The following is a 25,317-nucleotide window of genomic DNA, read 5'->3' on the forward strand; positions in this document are numbered from 1 at the left end:
TGTGACGCTCACTTAGATAAGATTGTGCGACTTTTAACTAAAAAGGCTGACGAATGATGCGTCAGCCTTTTTACGTTATCTCTCTTCTCATTACTTCTCTGGAATCGAGAGGAGCACTAATAGCGCACCATCGCCACCAAACTCGAGTGGTGCTTGGTGAAAGGCCATCACATCAGGATGCTGAGCCAGCCATAGCGGTGCTTTCTGCTTCAAAATATGCTTACCAATACCGTGTTGTACACAGGCACACGAAATTTCGTTTTTCACACAATAGGCGATCATGGAGCCGAGTTCGCGCTTGGCTTCAAGTTGCGTCATGCCATGCATATCCAAAAAGACATCCGGCACATAGACGCCACGGCGTAGGCGCTTGACCTCGTAGGTCGACACGTCATCACGTGCATAACGGGTTGGGCCATCCTCGCTAAGCAGCGGCACAAATTCATCTGAAAAGTAGAACTCAGAATCACTGGCTTCACGGCTGGTTCGGACGATTTCTTTTTGCTTAGTATTTCTTTTTGGTTGCTGGACTATGGTATCCTGTGACAACTTTTTTACGCCTTGTACTGCATCCCTAAAAAGGGCGAAATCATCGTCGATATCGGTCTCTTTTTTACTCATGGGTCATTTATACGTATTTAAAAATGCGATTGGCAGTATTGTAGCGCTTTTCGGAGGCAATTTTGGATAAGATTTTTGTAGAAGAAGCGGTATCGGAACTTCACACGCTTCAAGATATGATTCGTTGGACAGTGAGTCGTTTCAACGCCGCTAACCTTTTTTATGGTCACGGTACTGATAACGCATGGGATGAAGCGGTTCAGCTTGTCCTACCAACACTGTACCTGCCAATTGATGTGCCTCCGCATGTTCTTAATTCTCGCTTAACGAGCAGCGAGCGTTTGCGCGTTGTTGAACGAGTGGTGAAACGTATCAATGAGCGTACACCAACAGCTTACCTGACTAACCGAGCATGGTTCTGTGGTCTGGAGTTCTTTGTTGATGAGCGCGTACTTGTGCCTCGCTCGCCAATTGGTGAGCTAATCCAAGCTGAGTTCCAACCTTGGTTGATTGAAGAACCAGGTCGAATTATGGACTTATGTACAGGCAGCGGTTGTATCGCGATTGCCTGTGCGCACGCTTTCCCAGATGCAGAAGTGGATGCGATTGATATTTCAACCGACGCCCTGCAAGTTGCTGAGCAAAACATCCAAGACCACGGCATGGAGCAACAAGTTTTCCCTATCCGTTCTGATCTGTTCCGTGATCTACCAAAAGAGCAGTACAACCTGATTGTTTCGAATCCTCCTTACGTGGATGAAGAAGACATGAACAGCCTGCCAGAAGAGTTTACCCATGAGCCAGAACTCGGTTTGGCTGCCGGTACAGACGGTTTGAAATTGGTACGCCGCATTCTTGCAAACGCGCCAGACTACCTAACAGAAAACGGTATTCTTATCTGTGAGGTTGGTAACTCAATGATCCACATGATGGAGCAATACCCGCATATTCCATTTACATGGTTAGAGTTTGAAAATGGCGGCCACGGCGTGTTTATGCTAACGCGTGAGCAAATGTTAGAGCACGCTGCAGAGTTCTCTATCTACAAAGACTAACGCGACGCTTAGACAAACATATCAACGCCAAGCCGAATGTCTCGTTCGGCTTGGCGTTTTTTTATGCGTGGCAAAAAGCAAAATAGTTGCCGTTTGGGGGTTTACATCAATCGGTAATAAAGACACTATGAAATTATGAAAAATTAAAGTGTAAAGCTCTGTGTACAGAGTGAAACCAGTTTGAGGAAGTAATGGCAGGAAACAGTATCGGACAACATTTCCGCGTAACCACATTCGGGGAAAGTCACGGTATCGCACTAGGATGTATCGTCGACGGATGCCCTCCAGGTCTGGAAATTAGCGAAGCAGATATTCAGATTGACTTGGACCGTCGTCGTCCGGGTACTTCTCGTTATACCACCCAACGCCGCGAACCTGATGAGGTAAAAATCCTTTCAGGTGTATTTGAAGGCCAAACCACAGGCACTTCAATTGGCTTGTTGATTGAAAATACCGATCAACGTTCTAAAGATTATTCAGAAATCAAAGATAAGTTCCGCCCAGGTCATGCGGATTACACTTACCATCAAAAGTATGGGGTGCGTGATTACCGCGGTGGCGGTCGCTCTTCTGCGCGTGAAACTGCCATGCGTGTTGCAGCAGGCTCGATTGCTAAAAAGTACCTTAAGCAAGAGTTTGGTGTAGAGATTCGTGCTTACTTGTCACAAATGGGTGATGTGTCGATTGATAAAGTCGACTGGGATGAAATCGAAAACAACGCTTTCTTTTGTCCAGATGCAGATAAAGTGGACGCATTCGACCAACTAATTCGTGATCTTAAAAAGCAGGGCGACTCCATTGGGGCGAAACTACAAGTGGTTGCTACCAATGTACCTGTAGGCTTAGGTGAACCCGTATTTGACCGCTTGGATGCTGATATTGCGCATGCGTTAATGAGTATCAACGCGGTGAAAGGCGTTGAAATTGGTGATGGCTTTGATGTTGTCAGCCAAAAGGGCAGTGAACACCGCGACATTCTTACTCCGGATGGATTTGGTAGTAACCATGCGGGCGGTATCTTAGGTGGTATTTCGACAGGGCAAGATATTGTTGCCAATATCGCCTTAAAACCAACATCAAGTATTACGGTTCCTGGTGAAACGATTACCAAACAAGGTGAATCAACGGAGCTGATTACTAAAGGGCGTCATGACCCATGTGTGGGTATTCGCGCAGTGCCGATCGCGGAAGCGATGCTAGCCATTGTGGTTTTGGATCACTTGCTGCGCCATCGTGGTCAAAACCATGGCGTGACGACAGAAACGCCACAAATCTAGTTATAGATGGTGTGCAGATTAAGATAGCCCCGACAGTCATGTCGGGGCTATTTTTTTATGCGGTCAAACGTCGTGGAAATCGATCTTTTTACCCGTTTCTCTATCCACGAGTCGCACACGGGTTTGTTCTTTAATGGCTAGTGAAGGATTACGATTTAGACGCTATCCAGTTGTTGATATTTTCTTCTACTACTTCCATCGGTTGTTGACCGTAACGAAGCAACTGATCATGGAACTCAGCATAATCGAACTTGTTACCGAGTTTCGATTGCGCTTTGTCGAGCATCTCCTTAATCACCAAATAGCCAGATTTATAGGAAACGGCTTGTCCCACATGAGCGGCGTAGCGATAGCTTTCCGATTCAATGTCGCCATCTCCGAGGGCAGAATTCGCCCGCATATAGTCGCGAGCCTGTTGAATACTCCAACCTTTGGCGTGAATACCTGTGTCGACGGCTAGGCGCATATTTCTCAATTGGGCTTCGTTGAGGCTACCAAAGTACTGTAAGGCATTGCACTCTTGCTCATCGGTATAGATGCCTCCTTGGAATTGACTGTAGTCCAAGTTTGGCAAACACATGCCGTTACCATTGGTGAAGTTAGGCACGCCATTGTCGTTCAGCTCTCCGTAGATGCCCATTTCTAATCCTAACCACTCGGTGTAAAGCGCCCAACCCTCGCCATAGGCGGTGTACCAAATGTCATCCATATAGCTTGGGATATTTGCTGGCGGGTACTCGCTTGCGTAGGCGTGCTGGAAGTGGTGACCTGGCGCAGCCTCATGGAGCAGTAGGGTTGAAACGTTCCATTTTTGCAAACTGTAGTCTGGATTGGTATTGAGGGTGAACACATTGTTGTCGTAGGACGCGACGCCATCGTAGCGCTCGCCGCCAGCTGGGGTTGGTTCAATCGTGTAGTCTGTTTTGATTGGCTTAAAATATTGAGCAACTACGTCATTCGCGTTGTTTTTGAACGCATAGTAATCGAGTAGTGCACTTTCACAAGCTGATTGATTCGAAGCCGCCTTACAGGTTGTTTCATGAGGTGTGCCAGAGATAAGTGCGCCATCTCGACCATAGAAAAATTGCTCACTGTTCAAGTAAGCAAAAAATTCTGGCAGGTCAATTTCTCCCGTATTGGTGACAAGATGGAATGTACGAGTTGTCACAGCTTGCGTGTCTGGATCTCTAAATGCTGCTTTTACTGTGGAGCCGCGTTTGTCGAAGACTAACCGCGCGACTCGGATCATCTCAGCCTTTGCCTCAGCGACCAGTTTTTCGCCTAACGAGTAGAGCTCCTGAGCCGGCTTCCCTGTGGTACTGTTTCTATCCAAGTGCCACTGATACCAAGCTTGCCCATTGGGTAAATCACCCCAACCGATATATTGATCGCTCAGTGTGCCTTCTCCACGTGCCGTTTGCAGGTAGTCGGTACTTAGATAGTTGAGCAAGTCGTCGCTCGCTTTGATGGCACTATCTACAGCAGACTGATACTCCTCAACAAAACTTGGTTCATACCCTGATTGCGTTTTCAAATCGTTCAAGCCGACTTTCAATATCGCCCAGTCATCAGCTGCTATGGTTGCAAGGCTATTTTGATAGAGTCTTTCTACCAGTACTTTGGGCAGTTGGATCTGCTCTAACTGACCAAGTTGGTATTGGCTATGAAGGTTGCGCACCCAAGACGTGTATTCATTGAGTTTGGTTAACTGAGCAAAATAGGTTTGGTGATTTTCAGCATCGTTTTCAATCGCTGCGCCGGCGTCTTCAGCGTTCCACTGCATAAAGTTGTAGAAATGGGTCAGGGGTACATCAGGGTTGCCAAATCTGGCATTGGCAAAGGTCGCTCCTCGAATAGCAATTTCCCGATCAAAACGAAAGGTATCGAAGTAGACCTTTTCCTCATCGGTCAGTTGTGAGCGATCAATTTGCATCAGTTGGTCAAGGTAGCTTCTATCCAACGTCTGACGTGTCAACGCCATTTGATCATTCACGAGACCATATTCTGTCGCATCGAGTTGAGCGCTTTGTGCCGAATAGTTGTCGATAAGTTGATTTAACTGCAAAGAAGCTGAAGGGGTAGGTGCAGTCGAACAGCCTGAGAGTACAAAGGTGATGAGAGCCGAACATGCAGTTACAGATAAGTGCTTTTTCATCGTAGAGTCCTTATTTGGATTAGTGGTCAGCGCTGTGGTGAACGGTATGTCGATTGTCGTTATTAGGAGGTGACACACGATGGGCACCAGAGCTCATGATTACTCCCTGTCTGTTTAGATTATCGAACCCATCCGCAAAAAATTGTGTATTGGTTCACAGTCGATCTAGCCGAATTTTTAGTCCATTTACGTTGGTTTTATGCATGATGAATGGATATCCGATATCGGTGTGAATCGTTACCAAGTGTCTTTTTCTGAGTGCAGATTCAAGCGTAAGAACTGCATATATTTCAATAATGTCCTGAAGCTTGTGATGGCATTTTGTTCAATAGTGCCAAAGCGTTCACATAAATGGCAGTTGGATTATTGATTGGTGGATATTTATGTGGCGAATGATTTTGGGACGTTATTAGGGACAAATCCCTGTTGAATGTGAGCGTTCTCTCTCATATGTGTGCAATTGAATGTTACAGGGATGTTTTTAGGTGAATTAAATCACATTTGAGGTGTGGTTAAGTTAATAGTATTCACGCTGTTTATTAACAACATAATGAATAATGCAAATGAAGAAGACCCTACTATCCAGCGCGATCTTTTTATCGCTCTCTTTTCCCGCGTTAGCCGCAGACGGCGACATTCACCAAGTCACGATCCTTGGTACCTCTGATTTACATGGTCATTTCATGCCGTGGGATTACGCTGCGGATAAACTGAACATGCGTGGCAGCTTGAGTCAGATAGCAACCAAGGTGAAAGAGATTCGAACAGAGCAACCAAACACCATTCTTGTTGACGCAGGTGACACCATTCAAGGCAACTTCGTCGAGACATTCAAAGATGAACCTGTTGACCCAATGATGCTTGGTTTCAACGAAATGAAATACGATGTTTGGGTATTAGGCAACCACGAGTTTGATTTTGGCTTGGGCGTGTTAAATCGTTCACTAAAGCAGTTTAAAGGCCAGTCGCTAGGTGGAAACATCAAACGTCCAGACGGCAATCCATTTCTTCCAGGTTACACAGTGATTGAGCGCGGAGGCATCAAAATTGGTGTGATAGGGATGGATACGCCGATGACACAAGTGTTTGCAGAAGGGACGAATCGTCTCGAAGGCGTAACGTTTACCAATCCAACGCTAGAAGTGAAAAAAGTCATTGAGCAAATTGATGACAAGGTTGATGCCATCGTACTTGTCGCACATATGGGGTTAGACAATGAAAACGATATTGCCAATACCGGCGTGACTGATATTGCTAATGACAACCCAGAGCTTGATGCCATCGTCGCAGGTCACATGCATACCCGCATTGATAAGGCAACGGTCAATGGTGTGATCATCACAGAGCCAGATAAATATGGTCGAGCGCTCTCTCGTGTCGATTTGCAATTTGAGGAGCGAGATGGCCAGTTCACTCTCGTCAACAAAGACAGCTTTACCTACAAAATCAAAGGTATCGACTCCGACGAGAAAATGGAGGCGCTGTATCAACCCTATCATAAACGTTTAAGAGAGATGGCTAACAGAGAGGTCGCTGAGTTAACGGGCGTTGACTTGGTACCTGAAAATGAAATCCGAGGTATCCCTCAGGTACATGTTCAAGATACAGGTATCAGTGCTTTGTTCCAAGAAGCGAGCTTCCATTACGCACCAAAGGCGAATGTGATTGCTCTGCAAATTGATAACGACAACGCCGAGCTTGATGTCGGTCCTATCAAAGCGAAAGACATTGCTTACAACTACCAGTATGCGGGCGGCGAAATTACGGTTTACCAAATGACGGGTAAAGAGCTGAAAACATATATGGAGTGGTCTGCGGGTTACTTTAACTCTGTGAAACCGGGGGATGTGACCTACAGCTTTGATCCAGAGCGACGAGCGTCTAAATACTCGACCAATGACTTTTTTGCTGGCGTGACGTACAAGATTGACTTGACCAAGCCAAAAGGAGAGCGCATTACCGACCTTGAATTTGCTGACGGTTCAGCCGTTACAGATAAGAGTGATGTGCGCATCGGTATGAATAGCTATCGTATGGGTCACCTGACCAAAAAAGGCGGTGTACTTGAAGGGCGTTCGTTCCCTGTGTTGTTTGACACAGAGGCGGAATATGGTGAAGAGCAGGGCACCATTCGCAACTTGACGATTCGCTACTTAACAGAGCAAAAGCACGGTACCTATGAAGGTAAGCCACAACAGCGCTGGCAACTTGTCGGGTTGGATGATAGCTACAATGAACAACGCGAGATCGTTAAGACGCTGATTAATAGCGGCGAAATTACTGTGCCAAGCAGTGAAGATGGTCGATACACCAACATTGCTTCGATCAACGTGAAAGAATGGTTGTTTACTTCGGCGAAAGAGCAACAGCAGGCGTTGGCTCATCGCGAAGCTCAGTTGGTTGATGCGTCCGAGGGGGAAAAATTAAAGCTTGAGCGAGAGATAGCCTTGATTAAAGCGTTAAACTAATAGCGAAAAGGCTTGGGATTCCCAAGCCTTTTTTAATCAATGAATCGAGCTCTCAGCTTCCAATTGGAAGGAAGGGAGACGCCATTTGAATCGTACCGCCGCCATTCGCAGCACGTAGCCAACGACCAAGGTGGATATGGTGGCCGTGACATCATTGATGCCAAACTCGAGCAGAGCAAGGTACAGTCCAGAGGCAACGAGGGCAACTGACGCATAGAGCTCTTCATGTAGGACTAACGGGGTTTGACGACAAATCAGGTCACGAAGAAGACCACCAAAAACGCCGGTCACAAGGGCGGAAACCATACAAATCATCGCATGATGTCCCATGCCCATCGCAATCTTAGTGCCGATGATGCTAAAGACGATTAAACCTAGCGCATCAAGGCGGATGAACAAACCTTTCAGTTTAATCACCCATTTTGCCAAGCCAGTGGTAAGCACGCCCGCAATGCAGGTGATCGCCAAAAATTCAGGATTTTTCACCCAACCTAGCGGGTAGTGACCCAGCAAAATATCACGCACAGTACCGCCACCAATCGCGGTCGCACTGGCCACCAACATAACCCCAAACCAGTCCATCTTTCTGCGACCAGCGCTCAAAGCCCCAGTCATCGCTTCTGCTGTGATACCAATGATATATAAAACGCTGAGTAACATCGTTGTTGCCTTAAATCGTGCAGATTTATGCTTCTGCCATCATATAAATTAAGGCGTGAGTGTAGTGGGAAATGTGATCGGTGACGAATGAGTTTTTGTGACCGCGAAAACGTTTATCCGATAACTTTTTCTAATGCCAGTATCATTTGTGTGGGGATTTGCATTGAAGACAGAACATGCGACAATGCTCGCGCTGTAAATATCACCGAATATCAAGCTATGACCCACGAGTATCAAGACTTAATCACCATCTTTAACCGTATATTTTTGGCTGAGTACAACACCCAATTAGAACTGGGTGGTGACGAACCCATTTACCTGCCTGCCGATGAGTCTCATCCTCACCATCGGATTATTTTTGCTCGTGGTTTTTACGCCTCTGCTTTGCATGAAATTGCTCATTGGTGTGTCGCAGGGCCCGAGCGTCGGTTACTGGAAGACTTTGGTTATTGGTATGAGCCTGATGGACGTACCGAGCAAGTCCAAGCTGAGTTTGAAAAAGTAGAGATTCGTCCGCAAGCCTATGAGTGGATACTCGCAATGAGTGCTGGGTTTCCATTTAGCGTCAGTTGTGACAACTTAAATGGCGACTTTGAGCCAGACCGAATTGGATTTATGACCAAAGTGCATGCTGAAGTGGAAAAGATTTTCGACCAAGGCATACCTCTACGAGTCAAAATGCTATCGGATGCATTGAGAGACTTTTACCAGATACCAACGTTGACCATTGATCAATTTGTTGTTCAGTAAATTCAAAGAAAGAAGCCGCTTGGAGCGGCTTCTTTGTGTATCTTCTTTGTGAAAATAGGCGAACAAGTTACGCCTATTGAATGTACCAAACCGTCTTCGCTTGACCATCATGCTGATGTTGATAGTAACGGACTGGTACCCCTTGCTCCATAACGGAAACGACCGCCACCAAAGAATCACAATGATTCGCAACCCGAAGATCAAACTGCCCACTGCCTTGTTTCAAGCTGGCTTTGATTAAACACTGGTCATAGTCAATGTTTGCTTCACCCGCGCTGTTGTCACAAATTGCAATATAGGCTTGTTTGCCATCAAGGTCGGCGAGGTCGACATCCACAAACAAGTGGTACACAGACTCAAGCGTGTTTTCTTTGTCTATTTTAAGATCTTGCAGTGTAGGGGTTGCTGCGCCAGAACTACCAGTGCTTGGCGAGGAAGAACCGCCCCCACCACCGCCCCCACCACAGGCAGTCAGACTTAATGAGAAACAGGTGACTAGGTAAAGTTTTGTTAACGTGTTCATCGGCTTCTCCTTAGTCTTGATAAATTTTGTTGAGGTTTGAGTTGGCGTACCAGGTCGGAGACGTACCGCCTGAGCTGTCTTGTGCGAAGCCAGCAAATTGAGAATAGGCTTCAAGAATGTTGACTCTTTCAAGCGGGTGTTTCCAACTGATAGGGATCTCGATTGCCCAAGGTAGACCGTTAGCGTCGTGATAGTGGGTGCTTCCCGACGATGCATCTACGCCTTTGGACTTGTACGCTGGGTTAAACTTACTGGTCGGTGATTTGTTCTTTAGGTGAATCTCGAGTCCACGCCCAGGGTAGCCGCCAGACACTTCCAGACCAACATCGCCGTAGTAATGACCTGGTGCAGCAAAGATGAATGGGTCATAAGGGAACGCGGGCATCACATCTGTGCTAATCGCGTTTTGCATCGACAGTGTGAGCTGCCAAGTTGGGCGATAGCTGGTTCCACAGTTTACTTGAGTTCGGAACATGGTGCAGTTTTCGGCTTCGCCAGCTTCTGTAATGTCCCAAAGGTCTTCGTGAATGATAAAAACGGCGTCTGTTGTACCTTCTTCCAGCACTGCGCCTTCTGCTTCAACGTTGTTGACCGTCAACACAACTGAGTCTTGTTTAATGTCGCTGCGAGCAACGTTAGGTAAGCGGATCGCGAAGCCTGAACGGTTGTCCCCACCTAATGCGGCGATTTGACCTTCAATCTTAAGTCGAATCACCTGATCGTCTAGTTGATACTCGGTGAACTTGACGTTCATCAGGACGTCGTTCATATCGTAGTCTCCGACAAGTGGGTACTGGTCTTCATAAGCAAAGGTGACGTGGGATGCGCCCGTTGGATAGCTTTCCGTGACCACACCACTTTCGGTAATGTCTATCTGGTAATCTTCGACCTCACCTGCGGGAACGCCGCCAGATGGACCGATCCCCGATGTGTTGGACAGTCTAAATCTTGCCCAAGTTTGCCCTACATTTGCCCACGTCGGAACTGAAAAAAAGACGTCACTGGTACCGTCACTGACACTAAGATCGCTAATGATGCGTTCGCTACTTTCAAAGCTGCCATCTCGATCGAAGTCTATCCATGCATTAAGGACAGAATCACTGCTTGCGCCATTAACGGTGGCGATGATTTTACTGGTTTGTCCGATCTGAACTGGGACGGGAAACTGGATACCATCGTCGTCATTGCTGCCATCTGATTCATCATCGCTGAGTGGGTATGGGCTGCCATCTGACTCACCATCCACTAATGCGCCGAGTTTAAGATCCGACAGACCGTGTCTTGCCCCAAGCTGAGCGTAAGAGGTTTGATAGCTATCCGGGGCATCGCCGAAATCGGTGTAAATGCTCGGTTCTACCGGAGCGAGGGCACAACGCGCGCCATCGTTCGAATTACTTGATGGTCCGTACGCGAAAAAGGCGGCGCTTGAGGTACTGCCGTTGATGTTTATCCGAAATATGTAACCATTACTGTTGTTACTTCCGTAAAGATTGCCATCGACATCAAAATAGATCGCGCCAAACGTCAATTTGTATCCTAATTCGACTTTGTCTAACACTTGGTTGAGTCGCGTTGATGTGCCGCTGTTAACATCAATCTCCCACAAATATCCGTTCGCATCGATGGAGTAGGCGAGGCCGTTATCGGGATGAAAGGCGAGATCATAAATGGCTGGATTACCAAATTGGCTTGAGTTGGCGACGAGCGTCATTACTTGCGTGACAAGATCGATCCTATAGAGTCCGTAGTTCGGGCGATAGCCATACCAAGCATTTTCATCCAAAGCGACATCACCTACGTAAATTGAAGCAGGAGCGCCTGTTGGCTTGCTGATAGATAGCGGATATTTGACAAAGTTCGCGTCAATTTTGGTCAGTGATTGTGCTCCGTAATCCCAACCGTAGATAAAGTCATCATGCTGGCTGTACCCTACCGCGTTAATTTTGTCTGCTCCCAACGAAGAGTCGAGAACAACGTAACTGCCCAAATCGATATTCACGCCATAGGCGACAGGCGCACTTGACGGACTTTGAATAAGAAATGCTTCTGATGGGCAATCCGTAAAAGGCGTTTCAGCATTGGCGTACGTGGTGAAACCTTGCGCGGTTAAGAATAGCGTTAACCCTTGGAGGATCTGATTTAATTTCATTGTACTTCCTCGGTCTGGTGTGTGGTTATCACTGAAACTGCACAGAGCGTGCCATACTCTCAAGCCTTGCTGTATATAGGGTTTGCGTTCACATTCTCAATGTGAGAAGCTTCATCATCCTTTTTGAGACGCAAACTGATTTAGGCAACGCATCACCATGATTATTGAATTTGAAGAGAAGCTTCTTGAGCTGATTGACGCACGAATTTCCTCCGCCTCAGATGATGAACTGTTCGCGGGTGGTTACTTGCGAGGCCATATTTCCTTGTCTGCTGCTGCTTGTGAAGAAGAGGGCATCAATGATATTGAAACGCTGCGAGCTCGTATTGAAGCAAGTCTGGATGCGGCTCGCTCAGAGTTAACGCCAGCAGACAGAACCATCGTCAATGATCTATGGCAAGAGCTTGCAAACATGGCGTGATGCCGGGCAGAATTGTATTGAATAAGGGGTTGTTCGAATTTTTCGAACAACCCCTTTCTATTTTTGCGCTTGTTGGTCTTTCGCTCGCTCGATAATCTAGTCACACAAACCAAGAGACAGGATAGACATCATGAGAATCGTAGCATTTGGCGCATCAACCAGTTCAACTTCAATCAACAAAGCACTAGCAACCTATGCTGCTCAACAAGTAGAAGGCGCAGAAGTTCAAGTTCTCGACATCAATAATTATGATGTCCCTATGTTTAGCGAAGACAAAGAGAAAGAAATTGGCCAAGCAGAGGGTGCGCAACAGTTTTTGGCAGATTTAGCTGAAGCGGACGCAATTGTCGTTTCATACGCCGAGCACAATGGTTACTACCCAGCGGCGTACAAAAACTTGTTTGACTGGGCTAGTCGTATCGATCGCAGTGTGTTCCAAAACAAACCAGTGGTGTACTTAGCGACCTCTCCAGGTCCTGGTGGCGCGCAAACGGTGTTGGCCGCGGCAGTCGCTTCAGCTCCTTATTTTGGTGCAGAGGTGAAAGCGTCGGTTTCCGTACCAAGCTTCTACGACAACTTCGACTTTGAAACAGGTAGCATCAACAATCCAGAGATTGCAGCCGAGATAAAACAAGCGGTAAGTCAGCTGGCGTAAACAGCTCTATTATTAATGAAAAGGAACGCGAAGTGCGTTCCTTTTTGGTTTCCGATAGCTGGGAATTACAGCTCGGTAATGGCTTTGCCTTTTTTCAGTTTTCGCACCCACATTCGACTCGGGTGCAACTGCTCCAATACATCGACAGGCAAGGGAAGCGGGTCGCCACAGATTTGCGAAGCCAACGTTTCAGCCATTAACGGAGCTGAGCTCAATCCGCGTGAGCCTAACCCAAGTATGCAGAACAAGTTGTCGTACTGAGGAACGGGTTCAATGTGATCGTCGCGTTTTTGGTTTAAATCCTGATACGTATCCAAGATTTGTTCGAACTGGCCAACGTTGCCAACAAACGGTAAGTGATCACGACTGACGCAGCGAATACCTTGGCGCGATTGGTTGCTGGTAGTATCGACCTCTTGTGGCCAAGTTTGGTTTGGAATGCAGTGACGAAGCTTGTCGCCGTTTTCCTGTTGAGCGACAGGATCAAATTGGTTGTCTAAATTTGAACGATCATAGCTCGCGCCAATGCAGTGGTGTCCGTTATTGGGATTAACCGGTGTCATATACCCGTCGTAGCACAGTACAGTCTTCAGATTCTTTAGAGCATCCGTGGTTGGTATATGGCTAACTTGGCCCTTGACTTGCCCTAGTGGCACTTTGGCCGTTTGCATCAGTTCGTTAAATTGATGGCCATTAGCAATCACTACTGCGTCGTGTTGGAAGGTGTTGTCTCTCGAGACAACAATCCAAGCTTGCGTCTCTTCGTCCCACTTTAAAGAGTCAACCTTGCAATCAAAATACGCAGTGAACTGATCGCTTTGCGATAAATGGGAGAAAAGCCCTTGGGTTAGTTGGAATGGGCACAACCACCCTGCGAGCGGGTAGTGAACGCTCGACATATCAATGGGCAATCCAATCACTTCACTGGTTTGCTCAGGGGAGAGTTTATGGATGAGTTGGGCGTCAAAATTGCCTTCGAGCATCTTATCGAGTTTTTTGCTTGATGATTCGTCCCACATCAACTGTGTGACGCCGCACCAATCATGGTCAAAATCAATGTTCTCTGCAGCTTGCTCTACGAACTGACGTGCAAAAAGAAAACCAGGCGCAAAAACGCGAGAAACGCCACTGTGTGAGCCATTCAGTAATGGATAAACGGCGCCTTGTCGATTGCCCGATGCTCCTTGTGCAGGCTCCTCATCTTGGCAGTACAGAGTGACAGATTTACCACGGCGAATCAGCGTTGTGGCGAGGGTCGCGCTGGCGATGCCACCACCAATAATAGCAATCGATTCGGCTTTACTACTCTGGCTACGAGCAAACCAAGGCTTGATGTTGCTGTTTTTCACTCGTTGGTCCAACGTGCCCGCAATCATTTCTCGCTTAGTGCCAAAACCTTTGACCTTTTTCATCTCGAAACCGGCTTCGATCAATCCTCGGCGTACGAAACCAGCGGCGGTGAACGTCGCGCAGCTACAGTTCTCTTTGGCTAAGCTAGCCATGCCGTTAAATAGTTCTTGGTTCCACATCTCAGGGTTTTTGCTTGGCGCAAAGCCATCAAGGAACCAAGCATCAATGATGCCGTTCTCTGTGACTGGAACCTTGGGCATGCAGTCTTTGATATCACCAAACCACAAATCAAGGGTGATCGCGCCATCTTCAAGCACGATACGGTGACATTCAGGCACTGCGATAGGGTAGTGCTGCTGAAGTTTCTGAGCAAACTCTGCAAGTTCAGGCCACGCTTCATGCGCTTTGATGAGATCGGCTTTACTTAGGGGGTACTTCTCAAAACTTATAAAATGCAGCTCTTTTAGTGGAGCTTGCGGGTTTTGCTGCCTAAATTGATTGAACCATTGCCAAACAGCCAGAAAATTAAGCCCAGTACCAAAACCCGTTTCACCAATCACAAAGCGTTGTTGGTCAAATTCTTGCCAACGTTGTGGCAGATGATTTTGCTGTAAAAACACGTAACGAGTTTCTTCTAACCCATTGACGTTAGAAAAATAGACATCGTCAAATTGGTCAGAAACGGGGGTGCCAGCGTCATTCCAGCCAAGTTGTGCATTGGTAATCGAGGTCATAGCGTCTGATTTTTTGTGATAAAGGCAATAAAGTTGGTGCGATTGTACGGATTTATGGGAAAGCTGACCACTTTTCCGGGGTAACTTAGTTATTATCTAGCGGATTTTAGAATTATAGGAATGTCATAATGAAACGTGTCGTAATCACCGGTATGGGTATTGTTTCAAGTATCGGTAACAACGTCGAAGAAGTTTTAGCGTCTCTACAAGAAGGTAAATCTGGTATTACTGCTTCTGAGCAGTTCAAAGAGCAAGGTCTTCGTTCTCAAGTTTGGGGTGATCTAAAAATCAATCCTGCTGAGCACATTGATCGCAAACAGATGCGCTTTATGGGTGATGCGGCTGCGTATGCATACCTATCCATGCAGCAAGCGATTGAAGACGCTGGCCTATCTGAAGACCAAGTATCAAACGAACGTACAGGCATCGTTGCAGGCTCTGGTGGTGCTTCTGCGCTAAACCAAGCACTGGCAGTAGATACAATGCGTGCGAAAGGCGTGAAACGTGTGGGTCCTTACATGGTACCTCGTACAATGTCTTCGACCGTTTCTGCTTGTTTAGCAACGCCATTTAAAATTCGTGGCGTGAACTACTCAATGAGCTCTGCGTGTGCAACGTCTGCTCACTGTATTGGTCACGCAATGGAGCTTATTCAACTTGGTAAACAAGACATCGTATTCGCAGGTGGCGGTGAAGAGCTAGATTGGTCTCAAACCATGATGTTTGATGCGATGGGCGCACTGTCGACTAAGTACAACGAAACGCCTGAGAAAGCCTCTCGTACGTACGATGCAAACCGCGATGGTTTCGTTATCTCTGGTGGCGGCGGTATGCTAGTGGTTGAAGAACTAGAGCACGCATTGGCTCGCGGCGCGAAAATCTACGGTGAGATCGTGGGCTACGGTGCGACTTCTGATGGCTACGACATGGTGGCGCCATCAGGTGAAGGTGCGGTGCGTTGTATGAAGATGGCAATGCAAGAAGTCGAAGGCATTGATTACATCAACACTCACGGCACTTCAACGCCGGTTGGTGATGTGAAAGAGCTTGGCGCTATTCAAGAGCTATTTGGCGAGAGCAGCCCTGCAATTTCAGCAACAAAAGCAATGACAGGTCACGCACTAGGCGCGGCTGGTGTTCATGAAGCAATTTACTCAACACTGATGCTAGACAACAACTTTGTTGCACCAAGTATCAATGTCGAGAATCTAGACGAAGCTGCTCAAGGTCTTGATATCGTAACAGAAAAACGCGATGTAGAATTGACCACAGTAATGTCTAACAGTTTTGGTTTTGGTGGTACTAACGCTACTCTAGTTATCAAGAAGTACCAAGGCTAACTGAACTTGCTGAGTTATCTCGGCAATCCAGTTTCCAGAGCTGACTGGTTCTTTTGTTAGTACTGGTCGAACAGACGCAGACTCTGACCCATGGAGAGCGGGTCAGGATCCTTTTGTTCTGGAACTTTGCCCGGCTTAATGCCGGGCATTTTTCTTTCTGCTCAACAATCACCTCGACACCGTGAGTGCTTTTCTGCACAATCAAATAAATTTTTTACACTTCACATGAAAGTCGCGCATTTAAAGTCATGAAAATCCTTATCGATGAAAATATGCCTTACGCCGAGCAGCTTTTTAGTCAGCTTGGTGAGGTAGTCTTAAAGCCTGGTCGAACACTTACCGCCGATGATCTGATTGATGTCGATGCATTGATGATTCGTTCAGTCACTAAAGTTAACGCCGAGCTCATTTCTAAAGCCAATAAACTGAAGTTTGTTGGCACCGCAACCGCAGGTATGGACCATGTTGACCAAGCTTTGCTGACAGAGAAAGGCATCTTTTTTACGGCGGCACCTGGCTGCAACAAAGTTGGCGTGGCTGAATATGCGTTTAGCGTGATGATGGTATTGGCTCAGCAGCATGGTTTCTCTGTGTTTGATAAAACCATAGGTATCATTGGTGCAGGACAAGTGGGAAGCTACCTTCAGCAATGCCTTGAAGGTATCGGTTTAAATGTATTGATCAACGATCCGCCTAAACAGGCAGCGGGCGACCCACGTGAATTCACAGAGCTTGATACCCTGTTGAAGCAAGCTGACATCATCACACTGCACACTCCGATCACTCGTGATGGTGAGTATCCAACTCACCATATTCTTGATTCGGCGCGTTTAGAGCAACTGCGTGGCGATCAGATTCTGATTAATGCGGCCCGTGGTCCAGTGGTCGATAACGCTGCGTTGAAAGCGCGTTTACAGCGAAATGATGGCTTTATTGCAGCGCTGGACGTATTTGAATTCGAACCAGAGGTTGATATGGAGCTTCTGCCTCTGCTAGCATTCGCAACCCCCCATGTTGCAGGCTATGGCCTCGAAGGGAAAGCTCGCGGTACGACGATGATCTTTAATAGTTACTGCGAGTTCTTAAACAACGAATTACATGCGCATGCCAGTGATTTACTGCCAACCGCGCCTGTTCCTACTATGGTATTGGACAGAGCGTGGGATGAAGCAACGCTGCACAACATCACGCAGTTAATCTATGATGTGCGTAAAGATGACGCCTTGTTCCGTCGAGAAATCAGTAAGCCTGGGTCATTTGACTTAATGCGCAAAAATTACTGGGATCGTCGAGAGTACAGCGCGGTCACGCTAGTCGGTGATGAGTCATGCAACTTAGCACCACTGGCTAAATTAGGTTTTCAGGTTGAGGTAAGTCAATGAGCCAACAGTATAATGTTGCCGTTTTAGGTGCGACCGGTGCGGTCGGTGAAACAATTTTGGAAGTGCTGCAAGAGCGCAAATTCCCTGTCGGTGAGATCTTTCTTCTAGCCAGTGAACGTAGCGAAGGCAAGACCTACCGCTTTAATGGTAAGACAGTTCGCGTACAAAACGTAGAAGAGTTTGATTGGTCTCAAGCGCACATTGCCCTATTCTCTGCAGGCGGTGAGCTATCTGCAAAATGGGCGCCAATCGCCGCAGATGAAGGTGTGATCGTGATCGATAACACCTCGCAGTTCCGTTACGAATACGATATCCCACTTGTTGTTCCAGAAGTGAACCCAGAAGCGATCGCTGAGTTTCGTAACCGCAATATCATTGCTAACCCGAACTGCTCAACCATCCAGATGCTGGTGGCACTTAAACCAATCCATGATGCAGTAGGTATTGAACGTATTAACGTTTCTACTTACCAATCTGTTTCTGGTGCTGGCAAAGCGGGTATTGATGAGCTTGCTGGACAAACAGCAAAACTGCTGAACGGTATGCCAGCAGAAAACAATCAATTCTCTCAACAGATTGCATTCAACTGTATTCCACAAATCGATCAGTTCATGGAGAACGGTTACACCCGTGAAGAGATGAAAATGGTGTGGGAGACGCAAAAAATCTTCAACGATCCAGCTATCACAGTGAATCCAACGTGCGTTCGCGTGCCGGTTTTCTACGGTCATGCAGAAGCCATTCACCTAGAAACCTGTACGCCAATCGATGCTCAAGAAGTGATCAACTTACTTGAAAATACTGACGGTATTGAAGTATTCCAAGGGGAAGATTTCCCAACGCAAGTGCGTGATGCAGGTGGTAAAGATCACGTAATGGTTGGTCGTATTCGCAATGACATCAGCCATCACAGTGGCGTGAACTTGTGGGTGGTTGCTGACAACGTTCGTAAAGGTGCGGCAACCAATGCCGTGCAGATTGCAGAAGTGCTGATCCGCGATTACTACTGATTTGCATATTGATACGATTGTCAAAGCCTCACCATTGTGTGAGGCTTTTTTAATCGATTAAAGAAAAATTGTGTGAGATTACTGCGATTATCGCTTTAGCCACACATTTTTTGGTTCTATATCTATAGTTTTGCCCGCTTTATCCGATATATTTAACAGATCACTGTATATTTAAATTAATTGAGCACATAGCTGAGCCTTATATGCGTCGACTTCTACAGCGTCTACTATTGCCACTCGCAATGGTTGCCGTGACTCAAACATCTATCGTAAGCGCAGAGAGTATCCGCCTAAAGGGACCGAATGGCGAGATCCAATCGTCTCCTCAATTCTCTGAGTCTGTATCTAATGGCCTGCGCAGTGCAGAGCCTTCTCTTTTCTATGGTCCAACAACAGGGCAAGAAACCTTATGGGGAATCGCTACTCAACTGCGCCCCAATACGTCTGTTTCAATTCAACAAACGCTTTATTCCATTTTCCAACTTAACCCTCAAGCGTTTGACAACCAGAACATCCATGAACTCATACCAGGCAGCACACTGCGTGTTCCATCACTAGCGCAGATTCAAGGCGTTTCCACTCAGCAAGCCGTTAATGTTATGGCGGCGCACAAAGCTCGCTTAGAACAAGTTACTCCAAATTCAACAACAACGGCAGCTCAACCGAGTGCACCTAAAGCTCCAGTTGCTGAGGCTAGCACCTCTACTCAGCCAAAGACTGAAGCCGCTGTTGAGACAAAGCCTGAAACGCCACTTGAGAAAATTGCTCAGCAGGAAAAGACCGCGCAGGTCAATACGCTAGAGCGCCAACTAGAAAGCTCCGAAGGTGAGCTAATGGCGCTAGAAGAAAAGAACCACAAGCTTCGATTAATGCTAGCGCAGGTTCAGTCAGAAGTTGACGTACTTAAAGACGAGCTCGGTGATGAAGAACGCATCCGCAACGAAGTCGAAAAACTGCTAGAAGCAGAGAGAATGCGTGTTGCGGAAGAGCAAAAAATGGCGCCTTCGTCTCTCGATAAATTCTTCTCCAACACTTGGTTGGTGGCTGCGCTCGCAATCATTCCTGGGCTACTTATCGGCTTGTTAGTGGTTATGCTACTTGGCCGTCGTAATAAGCAAGAAGAGAGTGCGCCAGAGGCTCAGCAAGAAACTCCGCAACCTCAAACTGTTGCTCCGGTTGCCGCGGAAACGATGAATGAAGACATCGATGATGATTTGCTACTCGATGACGATCTATTTGGCGACTCAAATGACGATGAAGCCTTGTTTGGTGATGAAGGTGAATTAGGTAAGCCGGACGAAGATGATGTCTTTGCTGATTTGGATGATAGCGATTTAGATTTCAACCTAGAAGGCGAGGACGGCGATGACCCATTCGCGGGTATCGGTGACGATGGGGATCTAGATGAATCCCTCACTGATGGTGATATGGGCTCTAGCGGCATCAGTGTCAACAGCGACGACAAAGCGCTCGGTCTAGAAGAGATGGAGCGTGCGCTGGACGAAGTCGTGATCGATGATGGAGATGACGAAGGTTTCGATCTCTCTGACGAAGGCGATATGTCGCAAGAAGCGCTCGACTCATTGCTTGCGGAAGACGGTGAGTCGGAAGAGCTTGATGGCGGCAGTCTTGACCAATCAATGTTGGATGATCTGTTCAGTGAGATCGAAGATGACGGCAATGAAAGTTTAGATTTCGATAATTTGCTAGATGAAGGGGACGACTTCGATCTTAGTGATGAAGACGAAACATCGCTAGAAGAGCCGAGTTTGGCCTCCGATAGTGAGATCGATGATATTTTCGCTCAGATGGAAGCTCAGGCTGACTTAGAAACACTTGAAGCCAATTCAATCGATGAAACGGCTCTCCTCGATGAGATGCTTGAGGAAGAGACCACTGCGATTGATGAAAATAGCACAGATCTTCTTGATGAGTTGCTGGCGGATAACGTTGAAGAGCCAGAACAACAAGCTTCAGAGTTGGAAGGTGAAGACCTCTTTGACGAACTGATCGGCCTCAATGATGACGAATCGGCCATTGACACTGAAAGCACCGACCTGCTGGATGAGTTAGTTGATGAGTCTGAAGAGAGTGACGAGTTTAATCTTGATAGCGAGTTAGATGAGCTTATTGGCGCCGATGCTGTCAGTGAAGAGTCGAGCTCGCTTGATGATAGTACAGATTTACTTGACGAACTTTTTGATAGTGCAGATGAAGAAGAGTCGTTAGGTGATGAAGGAACCGATCTATTTGAAGAGTTGCTTGAGATTGAAAAGCAGAATCTACAAGACGATGCGCAACCTGAGCCTGAAGCCGATGTCACCGAAGCGAGCCAACCACAAGAGTTGGAAGAGCAACCTCTGGCTGAAGAGGTTCCTTCAGAGCAGCATCAAGATCTAAGCGCTGAAGACTACTCATTAGATAACGAACATCCTGAACCTGAGGTAAGTGATGAATCACTTGATGAGTCAGATATTGCCAGTTTATTAGATGAAACTGCGCAGATTGACTCTGAAGCTGATTCTGAGAATAGCCTCGAGCCGTTGAATGAAGAGCCACAAACGCCAGAGACTTCTGCAGACTTCTCTAGCCAAGACTTTATGGATGACATGTTGAGTGTTGCCCCTGAAGCCGACCCTCTTCTAGATGAGCTCGACCTCGATGACCTTGTTGACACGCAACCAAGCTCTGAACTGGATGACATTTCCGTTGATTTGTCGGATGACGTACAAACACTTGCAGAGCCAGAGCCAGAGCCAGAGCCAGAGCCAGAGCCAGAGCCAGAGCCAGAGCCAGAGCCAGAGCCAGAGCCAGAGCCAGAGCCAGAGCCAGAGCCAGAGCCAGAGCCAGAGCCAGAAGATGAAGAAGATGATTGGCTAACGGCGGCGATAGAAGAAGTTGAAAGCCCAGACGTTGACACCATCGAACAAGCATTAGCAAACGATGACGAATCGATCATCGATGAGTCGGCCAATGAGCAACAAGATGTCGACGTATCATCAAGCAACGATGAGGACGACGATTGGCTGACCGCTGCGATTGATGAAGTTGAATCCCCTCAGGATACCCAACCAAGCCTTGAGCAGGAAGACGAATTGCACAAGGGGCTAGATGAGCCTCTGCCTGTTAGCGGCGAAGAAAACATTGCTGTAGAGCAAGAAGATACACTTGCACAACAAGAGCAAGCACAGGCACCATCTAAAGAGACTCCAGAGACTCCAGAGACTCCAGAGACTCCAGAGACTCCAGAGACTCCAGAGACTCCAGAGACTCCAGAGACTCCAGAGACTCCAGAGACTCCAGAGACTCCAGAGACTCCAGAGACTCCAGAGACTCCAGAGACTCCAGAGACTCCAGAGACTCCAGAGACTCCAGAGACTCCAGAGACTCCAGAAGTGGACGAAAGTCGTCCGCCAATGCCAGAAGCGATTCCAAACGAGTTTGGTATTCCGCAAGATGATGACTGGTTAGTCGATGAACCTGAACAAGCAGTTGCTCAGGAAGACTCAATTGCATCATTGTCACAAGAAGCGCCGTCTTCTGATGGAAGCGCTGAGCCTGTTGACGAATCTATTGAACTTGACGACCTCGATCTTCCTGAATACAGCGAAGAAGACGCGCTGGCGGATATGGGGTCAGAGCCAGAGATGCCAACGGCAGAGCAAGCGGACTTGGAGCCAAGCGCTGAGCCTACTGACGAATCCATTGAGCTAGAAGATTTCGACCTTCCTGAATACAGCGAAGAAGACGCGCTGGCGGATATGGCGTCAGAGCCAGAGTTGCCAGCAGCAGAGCAATCGGATGTGGAGCCAAGCGCTGAGCCTGTTGATGAATCTATTGAGCTCGACGATCTCGATCTTCCTGAATACAGCGAAGAAGACGCGCTGGCGGATATGGCGTCAGAGCTAGAGCTACCAGCGGCAGAACAATCGGACTTGGAGCCAAGCGCTGAGCCTGTCGATGAATCCATTGAGCTAGACGCTCTCGACCTTCCTGAATACAGCGAAGAAGATGCGCTGGCGGATATGGCGTCAGAGCCAGAGATGCCAGCGGCAGAGCAACCGGACTTGGAGCCAAGCGCTGAGCCTGCTGATGAATCCATTGAACTAGATGACTTAGACCTTCCCGAATACAGCGAAGAAGATGCGTTGGCGGATATGGTGTCAGAGCCAGAGGTTCCTGAAGCAGAGCAATCGGAGGTTGAGCCAAGCGCTGAGCCTGCCGATGAATCCATTGAGCTAGACGCTCTCGACCTTCCTGAATATAGCGAAGAAGACGCGCTGGCGGATATGGCGTTAGAGACAGAGATGCCAGCGGCAGAGCAGTCGGACTTGGAGCCAAGCGCTAAGATTGCCGATGAATCTATTGAGCTCGATGACCTCGATCTTCCTGAATACAGCGAAGAAGACGCGCTGGCAGATATGGCGTTAGAGCCAGAGCTACCAGCGGCAGAGCAACCGGACTTGGAGCCAAGCGCAGAGCCTGCCGACGAATCTATTGAGCTAGACGACCTCGATCTTCCTGAATACAGCGAAGAAGACGCGTTGGCGGATATGGCGTCAGAACCAGAGGTTCCTGAAGCAGAGCAATCGGAGGTTGAGCCAAGCGCTGAGCCTGCAGACGAATCTATTGGGCTAGACGACCTCGATCTTCCTGAATACAGCGAAGAAGACGCGCTGGCGGATATGGCGTCAGAGCCAGAGATGCCAGCAGCAGAGCAAGCTGATGTGGAGCCAAGCGCTGAGCCTGTTGACGAATCCATAGAGCTAGACGATCTAGACCTTCCTGAATACAGCGAAGAAGACGCGCTGGCGGATATGGCATCAGAGCCAGAGGTTCCTGCGGCAGAGCAACCGGACTTGGAGCCAAGCGCTGAGCCTGTTGACGAATCTATTGAGCTAGACGACCTCGACCTTCCTGAATACAGCGAAGAAGAGGCGCTAGCGGATATGGCGTCAGAGCCAGAGATTCCAACGGCAGAGCAACCAGACTTAGAGCTAAGCGCTGAGCCTGCCGATGAATCCATTGAACTAGACGAGCTCGATCTTCCTGAATACGACGAGAAAGACGCACTTGCGGATATGTTCAGTGAGAGCAGTGAAGAACTCTCTGAGCAAGATGATGAGACAAGCTTCAATCTTGATGATATTGAACTTCCAGATTTGGAAGACGCAACAGAATCGGTTGAAGGTTTCTCTGAAAGCGAGTTCGATGAACAAGCGTTTGATGAACTGCTCTCTGATACAGAAGAGAACCAAACGGCAAGCTTCTCATTTGATAACCCAATTGATGCGACAACGTCAGATAGCGCTGGTATGGATATCGACGCTATGTTGGAAGTGGGTGGAGAAGATTGGAATGGATTTACACTGTCTGATGATCAACAAGCGCAAATCAGTGATGATATTCCAGAAGAAGAGCAAGACATTTGGTCTCAAGAAAACCTTCCAGAGCAAGCTCAAGTTCTTGATGAAAATTGGGAAGACCAACAATCACTCGATGATTTCAATCCTCGAGAAAACCAGTTCCGAACCATTGATGAACTGATGGCGGAAGTGGACGCGGAAGAAGCACAAGAGATTGATGACTCGCTGAAGCTTGATGTTGGGCTGAATGATTTTCCTGACGTTATCGGTGATATTGGCAGTGAAGACGTTGACTCAAATGCAGAGGCTGCAGGAAAACTGGATCTTGCTAAAATTTACATGGAAATGAACGACGCTCAAGGAGCGAAAAAGTTACTTGAAGAAGCCATTGTAGATGGAAGCGACGAAATTCGACGTGAAGCAAAACGCTTAATCGACGATATAAACCGCAGCTAAACAATCAAACCCAAGGGGGACAGACGTCCCCCTTATTTTTTTTCTGGAAAGTGTTTATACTTGCCGCCCTTACTGAGCAGACCCTGAGAGATCCCCTGATGAGAATAGCTTTAGGTATCGAATACAACGGTACTCAATACTATGGTTGGCAGCGTCAACAAGACGTGAAAAGCGTTCAAGAGGAATTGGAGAAAGCGCTGAGTGTTGTCGCAAACCATCCGGTCGAAGTTCAATGCGCAGGCCGAACAGATGCAGGTGTGCACGGTACAGGTCAAGTGGTCCATTTTGATACGACGGCAAGTCGTAAAATGGTCGCTTGGACAATGGGGGCCAATGCAAACCTTCCCGGTGATATCGCTGTGCGTTGGGCGAAAGAAGTGCCTGAAGAGTTTCATGCGCGCTTTACTGCAACCGCGCGTCGCTATCGCTACATCATCTTTAATAGCGCGCTACGACCAGGCATCCTCTCTACGGGTGTAAGCCACTATCATGGTGAGCTAGATGAAAAGAAAATGCATTTAGCGGCACAATACTTACTTGGTGAAAACGATTTTACTTCGTTTCGAGCGACCCACTGTCAATCACGTAGCCCTTGGCGCAATATGATGCACATTAATGTTACACGGCATAATCAGTACGTGGTGATTGATATTAAAGCCAATGCGTTTGTTCATCACATGGTTCGCAATATTACAGGCAGCCTGATTTGTGTTGGTCGTGGTGAGCAAGAGCCTGAATGGATTCAATGGTTGCTTGGGGCGAAAGATCGCAAGCTCGCAGGTGCAACAGCAAAAGCGGAAGGGTTATACCTAGTCGATGTGGATTACCCTGAAGAGTTTGAATTGCCAAGAGTGCCGATTGGGCCACTATTTTTGCCCGATAACTTGAACTAATTCGTGTTAAATTGTCGAAACAATCAGTTGTTTAGGGTGTGAGAGATAGGTACAGAAAATAGGTACAACCAGTTTTTTGTGCACAGCTGGCATTTTATATGCTTTAATCCTC

Annotated in this window: 17 protein-coding genes; 11 read left to right on the top strand and 6 right to left on the bottom strand. The window is 47.5% G+C overall.

The window, feature by feature from the left end; genetic code table 11:
- Nucleotides 1–90: 90 nt before the first annotated feature.
- On the bottom strand, nucleotides 91–621 hold the full coding sequence (gene smrB, locus U9J37_RS01640) for an endonuclease SmrB (RefSeq protein WP_005471744.1): 531 nt from the start codon (nucleotides 619–621) through the stop codon (nucleotides 91–93).
- A gap of 62 nt (nucleotides 622–683) precedes the next feature.
- Between smrB and prmB the strand changes: the two genes are divergently transcribed.
- Together prmB and aroC are read left to right on the top strand one after the other, a co-directional pair.
- A complete protein-coding gene (gene prmB, locus U9J37_RS01645) occupies nucleotides 684–1,616 on the top strand; it encodes a 50S ribosomal protein L3 N(5)-glutamine methyltransferase (RefSeq protein ID WP_005471823.1) in 933 nt (310 codons plus the stop codon).
- A 191-nt stretch (nucleotides 1,617–1,807) separates the two neighbouring features.
- A complete protein-coding gene (aroC, locus tag U9J37_RS01650) occupies nucleotides 1,808–2,893 on the top strand; it encodes a chorismate synthase (protein WP_038140258.1) in 1,086 nt (361 codons plus the stop codon).
- A 148-nt stretch (nucleotides 2,894–3,041) separates the two neighbouring features.
- Here aroC and U9J37_RS01655 read toward each other — a convergent pair whose 3' ends face one another.
- On the bottom strand, nucleotides 3,042–5,048 hold the full coding sequence (locus tag U9J37_RS01655; RefSeq protein WP_005471843.1) for a DUF885 domain-containing protein: 2,007 nt from the start codon (nucleotides 5,046–5,048) through the stop codon (nucleotides 3,042–3,044).
- A gap of 563 nt (nucleotides 5,049–5,611) precedes the next feature.
- Between U9J37_RS01655 and U9J37_RS01660 the strand changes: the two genes are divergently transcribed.
- On the top strand, nucleotides 5,612–7,516 hold the full coding sequence (locus tag U9J37_RS01660; RefSeq protein ID WP_043886850.1) for a bifunctional metallophosphatase/5'-nucleotidase: 1,905 nt from the start codon (nucleotides 5,612–5,614) through the stop codon (nucleotides 7,514–7,516).
- 36 nt (nucleotides 7,517–7,552) lie between these two features.
- Here U9J37_RS01660 and U9J37_RS01665 read toward each other — a convergent pair whose 3' ends face one another.
- Entirely contained in the window at nucleotides 7,553–8,176 is a 624-nt protein-coding gene (locus U9J37_RS01665) for a trimeric intracellular cation channel family protein (protein WP_005471875.1), read from the bottom strand.
- Between the two features lie 219 nt (nucleotides 8,177–8,395).
- Between U9J37_RS01665 and U9J37_RS01670 the strand changes: the two genes are divergently transcribed.
- The gene (locus U9J37_RS01670; protein WP_043886856.1) at nucleotides 8,396–8,926 is read left to right on the top strand and encodes an elongation factor P hydroxylase; all 531 of its coding nucleotides are present in this window, start codon (nucleotides 8,396–8,398) and stop codon (nucleotides 8,924–8,926) included.
- Between the two features lie 73 nt (nucleotides 8,927–8,999).
- Here the strand turns inward: U9J37_RS01670 and U9J37_RS01675 are convergent, their stop codons facing one another.
- Together U9J37_RS01675 and U9J37_RS01680 are read right to left on the bottom strand one after the other, a co-directional pair.
- The gene (locus tag U9J37_RS01675) at nucleotides 9,000–9,449 is read right to left on the bottom strand and encodes a hypothetical protein (protein WP_005471803.1); all 450 of its coding nucleotides are present in this window, start codon (nucleotides 9,447–9,449) and stop codon (nucleotides 9,000–9,002) included.
- 10 nt (nucleotides 9,450–9,459) lie between these two features.
- Nucleotides 9,460–11,598: an LruC domain-containing protein gene (locus U9J37_RS01680; protein ID WP_005471873.1), complete on the bottom strand. Its 2,139-nt coding sequence runs from the start codon at nucleotides 11,596–11,598 to the stop codon at nucleotides 9,460–9,462.
- A 157-nt stretch (nucleotides 11,599–11,755) separates the two neighbouring features.
- Between U9J37_RS01680 and U9J37_RS01685 the strand changes: the two genes are divergently transcribed.
- Both U9J37_RS01685 and U9J37_RS01690 read left to right on the top strand, forming a co-directional pair.
- A complete protein-coding gene (locus tag U9J37_RS01685) occupies nucleotides 11,756–12,019 on the top strand; it encodes a YfcL family protein (protein ID WP_005471697.1) in 264 nt (87 codons plus the stop codon).
- Between the two features lie 130 nt (nucleotides 12,020–12,149).
- Nucleotides 12,150–12,674, top strand: coding sequence for an NADPH-dependent FMN reductase (locus U9J37_RS01690; RefSeq protein ID WP_005471825.1), 525 nt, complete (start codon nucleotides 12,150–12,152; stop codon nucleotides 12,672–12,674).
- A gap of 65 nt (nucleotides 12,675–12,739) precedes the next feature.
- Here the strand turns inward: U9J37_RS01690 and mnmC are convergent, their stop codons facing one another.
- Entirely contained in the window at nucleotides 12,740–14,758 is a 2,019-nt protein-coding gene (mnmC, locus tag U9J37_RS01695; RefSeq protein WP_005471709.1) for a bifunctional tRNA (5-methylaminomethyl-2-thiouridine)(34)-methyltransferase MnmC2/FAD-dependent 5-carboxymethylaminomethyl-2-thiouridine(34) oxidoreductase MnmC1, read from the bottom strand.
- A 128-nt stretch (nucleotides 14,759–14,886) separates the two neighbouring features.
- On the opposite strand from mnmC, the gene fabB reads away from it, so the two are divergent.
- The 5 genes from fabB (at nucleotide 14,887) to truA (ending at nucleotide 25,205) form a co-directional block, all read left to right on the top strand.
- Nucleotides 14,887–16,098, top strand: coding sequence for a beta-ketoacyl-ACP synthase I (gene fabB, locus U9J37_RS01700; RefSeq protein ID WP_005471711.1), 1,212 nt, complete (start codon nucleotides 14,887–14,889; stop codon nucleotides 16,096–16,098).
- Between the two features lie 248 nt (nucleotides 16,099–16,346).
- Nucleotides 16,347–17,480 carry a 4-phosphoerythronate dehydrogenase gene (locus U9J37_RS01705; protein ID WP_005471625.1) on the top strand — a complete coding sequence of 378 codons (1,134 nt, stop codon included), beginning with the start codon at nucleotides 16,347–16,349 and terminating at the stop codon, nucleotides 17,478–17,480.
- Complete coding sequence (locus U9J37_RS01710; RefSeq protein ID WP_005471868.1) at nucleotides 17,477–18,490, top strand: aspartate-semialdehyde dehydrogenase; 1,014 nt, start codon at nucleotides 17,477–17,479, stop codon at nucleotides 18,488–18,490. The genes U9J37_RS01705 and U9J37_RS01710 overlap by 4 nt, the downstream gene beginning before the upstream one ends.
- A 203-nt stretch (nucleotides 18,491–18,693) precedes the next feature.
- A complete protein-coding gene (locus U9J37_RS01715; RefSeq protein ID WP_005471851.1) occupies nucleotides 18,694–24,312 on the top strand; it encodes a FimV/HubP family polar landmark protein in 5,619 nt (1,872 codons plus the stop codon).
- Nucleotides 24,313–24,410: 98 nt separating this feature from the next.
- Nucleotides 24,411–25,205 carry a tRNA pseudouridine(38-40) synthase TruA gene (gene truA / locus U9J37_RS01720; protein WP_005471645.1) on the top strand — a complete coding sequence of 265 codons (795 nt, stop codon included), beginning with the start codon at nucleotides 24,411–24,413 and terminating at the stop codon, nucleotides 25,203–25,205.
- The last annotated feature ends 112 nt before the right edge of the window (nucleotides 25,206–25,317 follow it).

Origin of the sequence: Vibrio sp. 16 (assembly GCF_963681195.1) — a bacterium.
GTDB lineage: Bacteria > Pseudomonadota > Gammaproteobacteria > Enterobacterales > Vibrionaceae > Vibrio > Vibrio sinaloensis_D.

Coding starts and splice junctions, on each gene's coding strand:
- smrB (WP_005471744.1), bottom strand. CDS start 621: ATGAGTAAAAAAGAGACCGATATCGACGATGATTTCGCCCTTTTTAGG.
- aroC (WP_038140258.1), top strand. CDS start 1,808: ATGGCAGGAAACAGTATCGGACAACATTTCCGCGTAACCACATTCGGG.
- U9J37_RS01655 (WP_005471843.1), bottom strand. CDS start 5,048: ATGAAAAAGCACTTATCTGTAACTGCATGTTCGGCTCTCATCACCTTT.
- U9J37_RS01660 (WP_043886850.1), top strand. CDS start 5,612: ATGAAGAAGACCCTACTATCCAGCGCGATCTTTTTATCGCTCTCTTTT.
- U9J37_RS01665 (WP_005471875.1), bottom strand. CDS start 8,176: ATGTTACTCAGCGTTTTATATATCATTGGTATCACAGCAGAAGCGATG.
- U9J37_RS01670 (WP_043886856.1), top strand. CDS start 8,396: ATGACCCACGAGTATCAAGACTTAATCACCATCTTTAACCGTATATTT.
- U9J37_RS01675 (WP_005471803.1), bottom strand. CDS start 9,449: ATGAACACGTTAACAAAACTTTACCTAGTCACCTGTTTCTCATTAAGT.
- U9J37_RS01680 (WP_005471873.1), bottom strand. CDS start 11,598: ATGAAATTAAATCAGATCCTCCAAGGGTTAACGCTATTCTTAACCGCG.
- U9J37_RS01685 (WP_005471697.1), top strand. CDS start 11,756: ATGATTATTGAATTTGAAGAGAAGCTTCTTGAGCTGATTGACGCACGA.
- U9J37_RS01690 (WP_005471825.1), top strand. CDS start 12,150: ATGAGAATCGTAGCATTTGGCGCATCAACCAGTTCAACTTCAATCAAC.
- mnmC (WP_005471709.1), bottom strand. CDS start 14,758: ATGACCTCGATTACCAATGCACAACTTGGCTGGAATGACGCTGGCACC.
- fabB (WP_005471711.1), top strand. CDS start 14,887: ATGAAACGTGTCGTAATCACCGGTATGGGTATTGTTTCAAGTATCGGT.
- U9J37_RS01705 (WP_005471625.1), top strand. CDS start 16,347: ATGAAAATCCTTATCGATGAAAATATGCCTTACGCCGAGCAGCTTTTT.
- U9J37_RS01710 (WP_005471868.1), top strand. CDS start 17,477: ATGAGCCAACAGTATAATGTTGCCGTTTTAGGTGCGACCGGTGCGGTC.
- U9J37_RS01715 (WP_005471851.1), top strand. CDS start 18,694: ATGCGTCGACTTCTACAGCGTCTACTATTGCCACTCGCAATGGTTGCC.
- truA (WP_005471645.1), top strand. CDS start 24,411: ATGAGAATAGCTTTAGGTATCGAATACAACGGTACTCAATACTATGGT.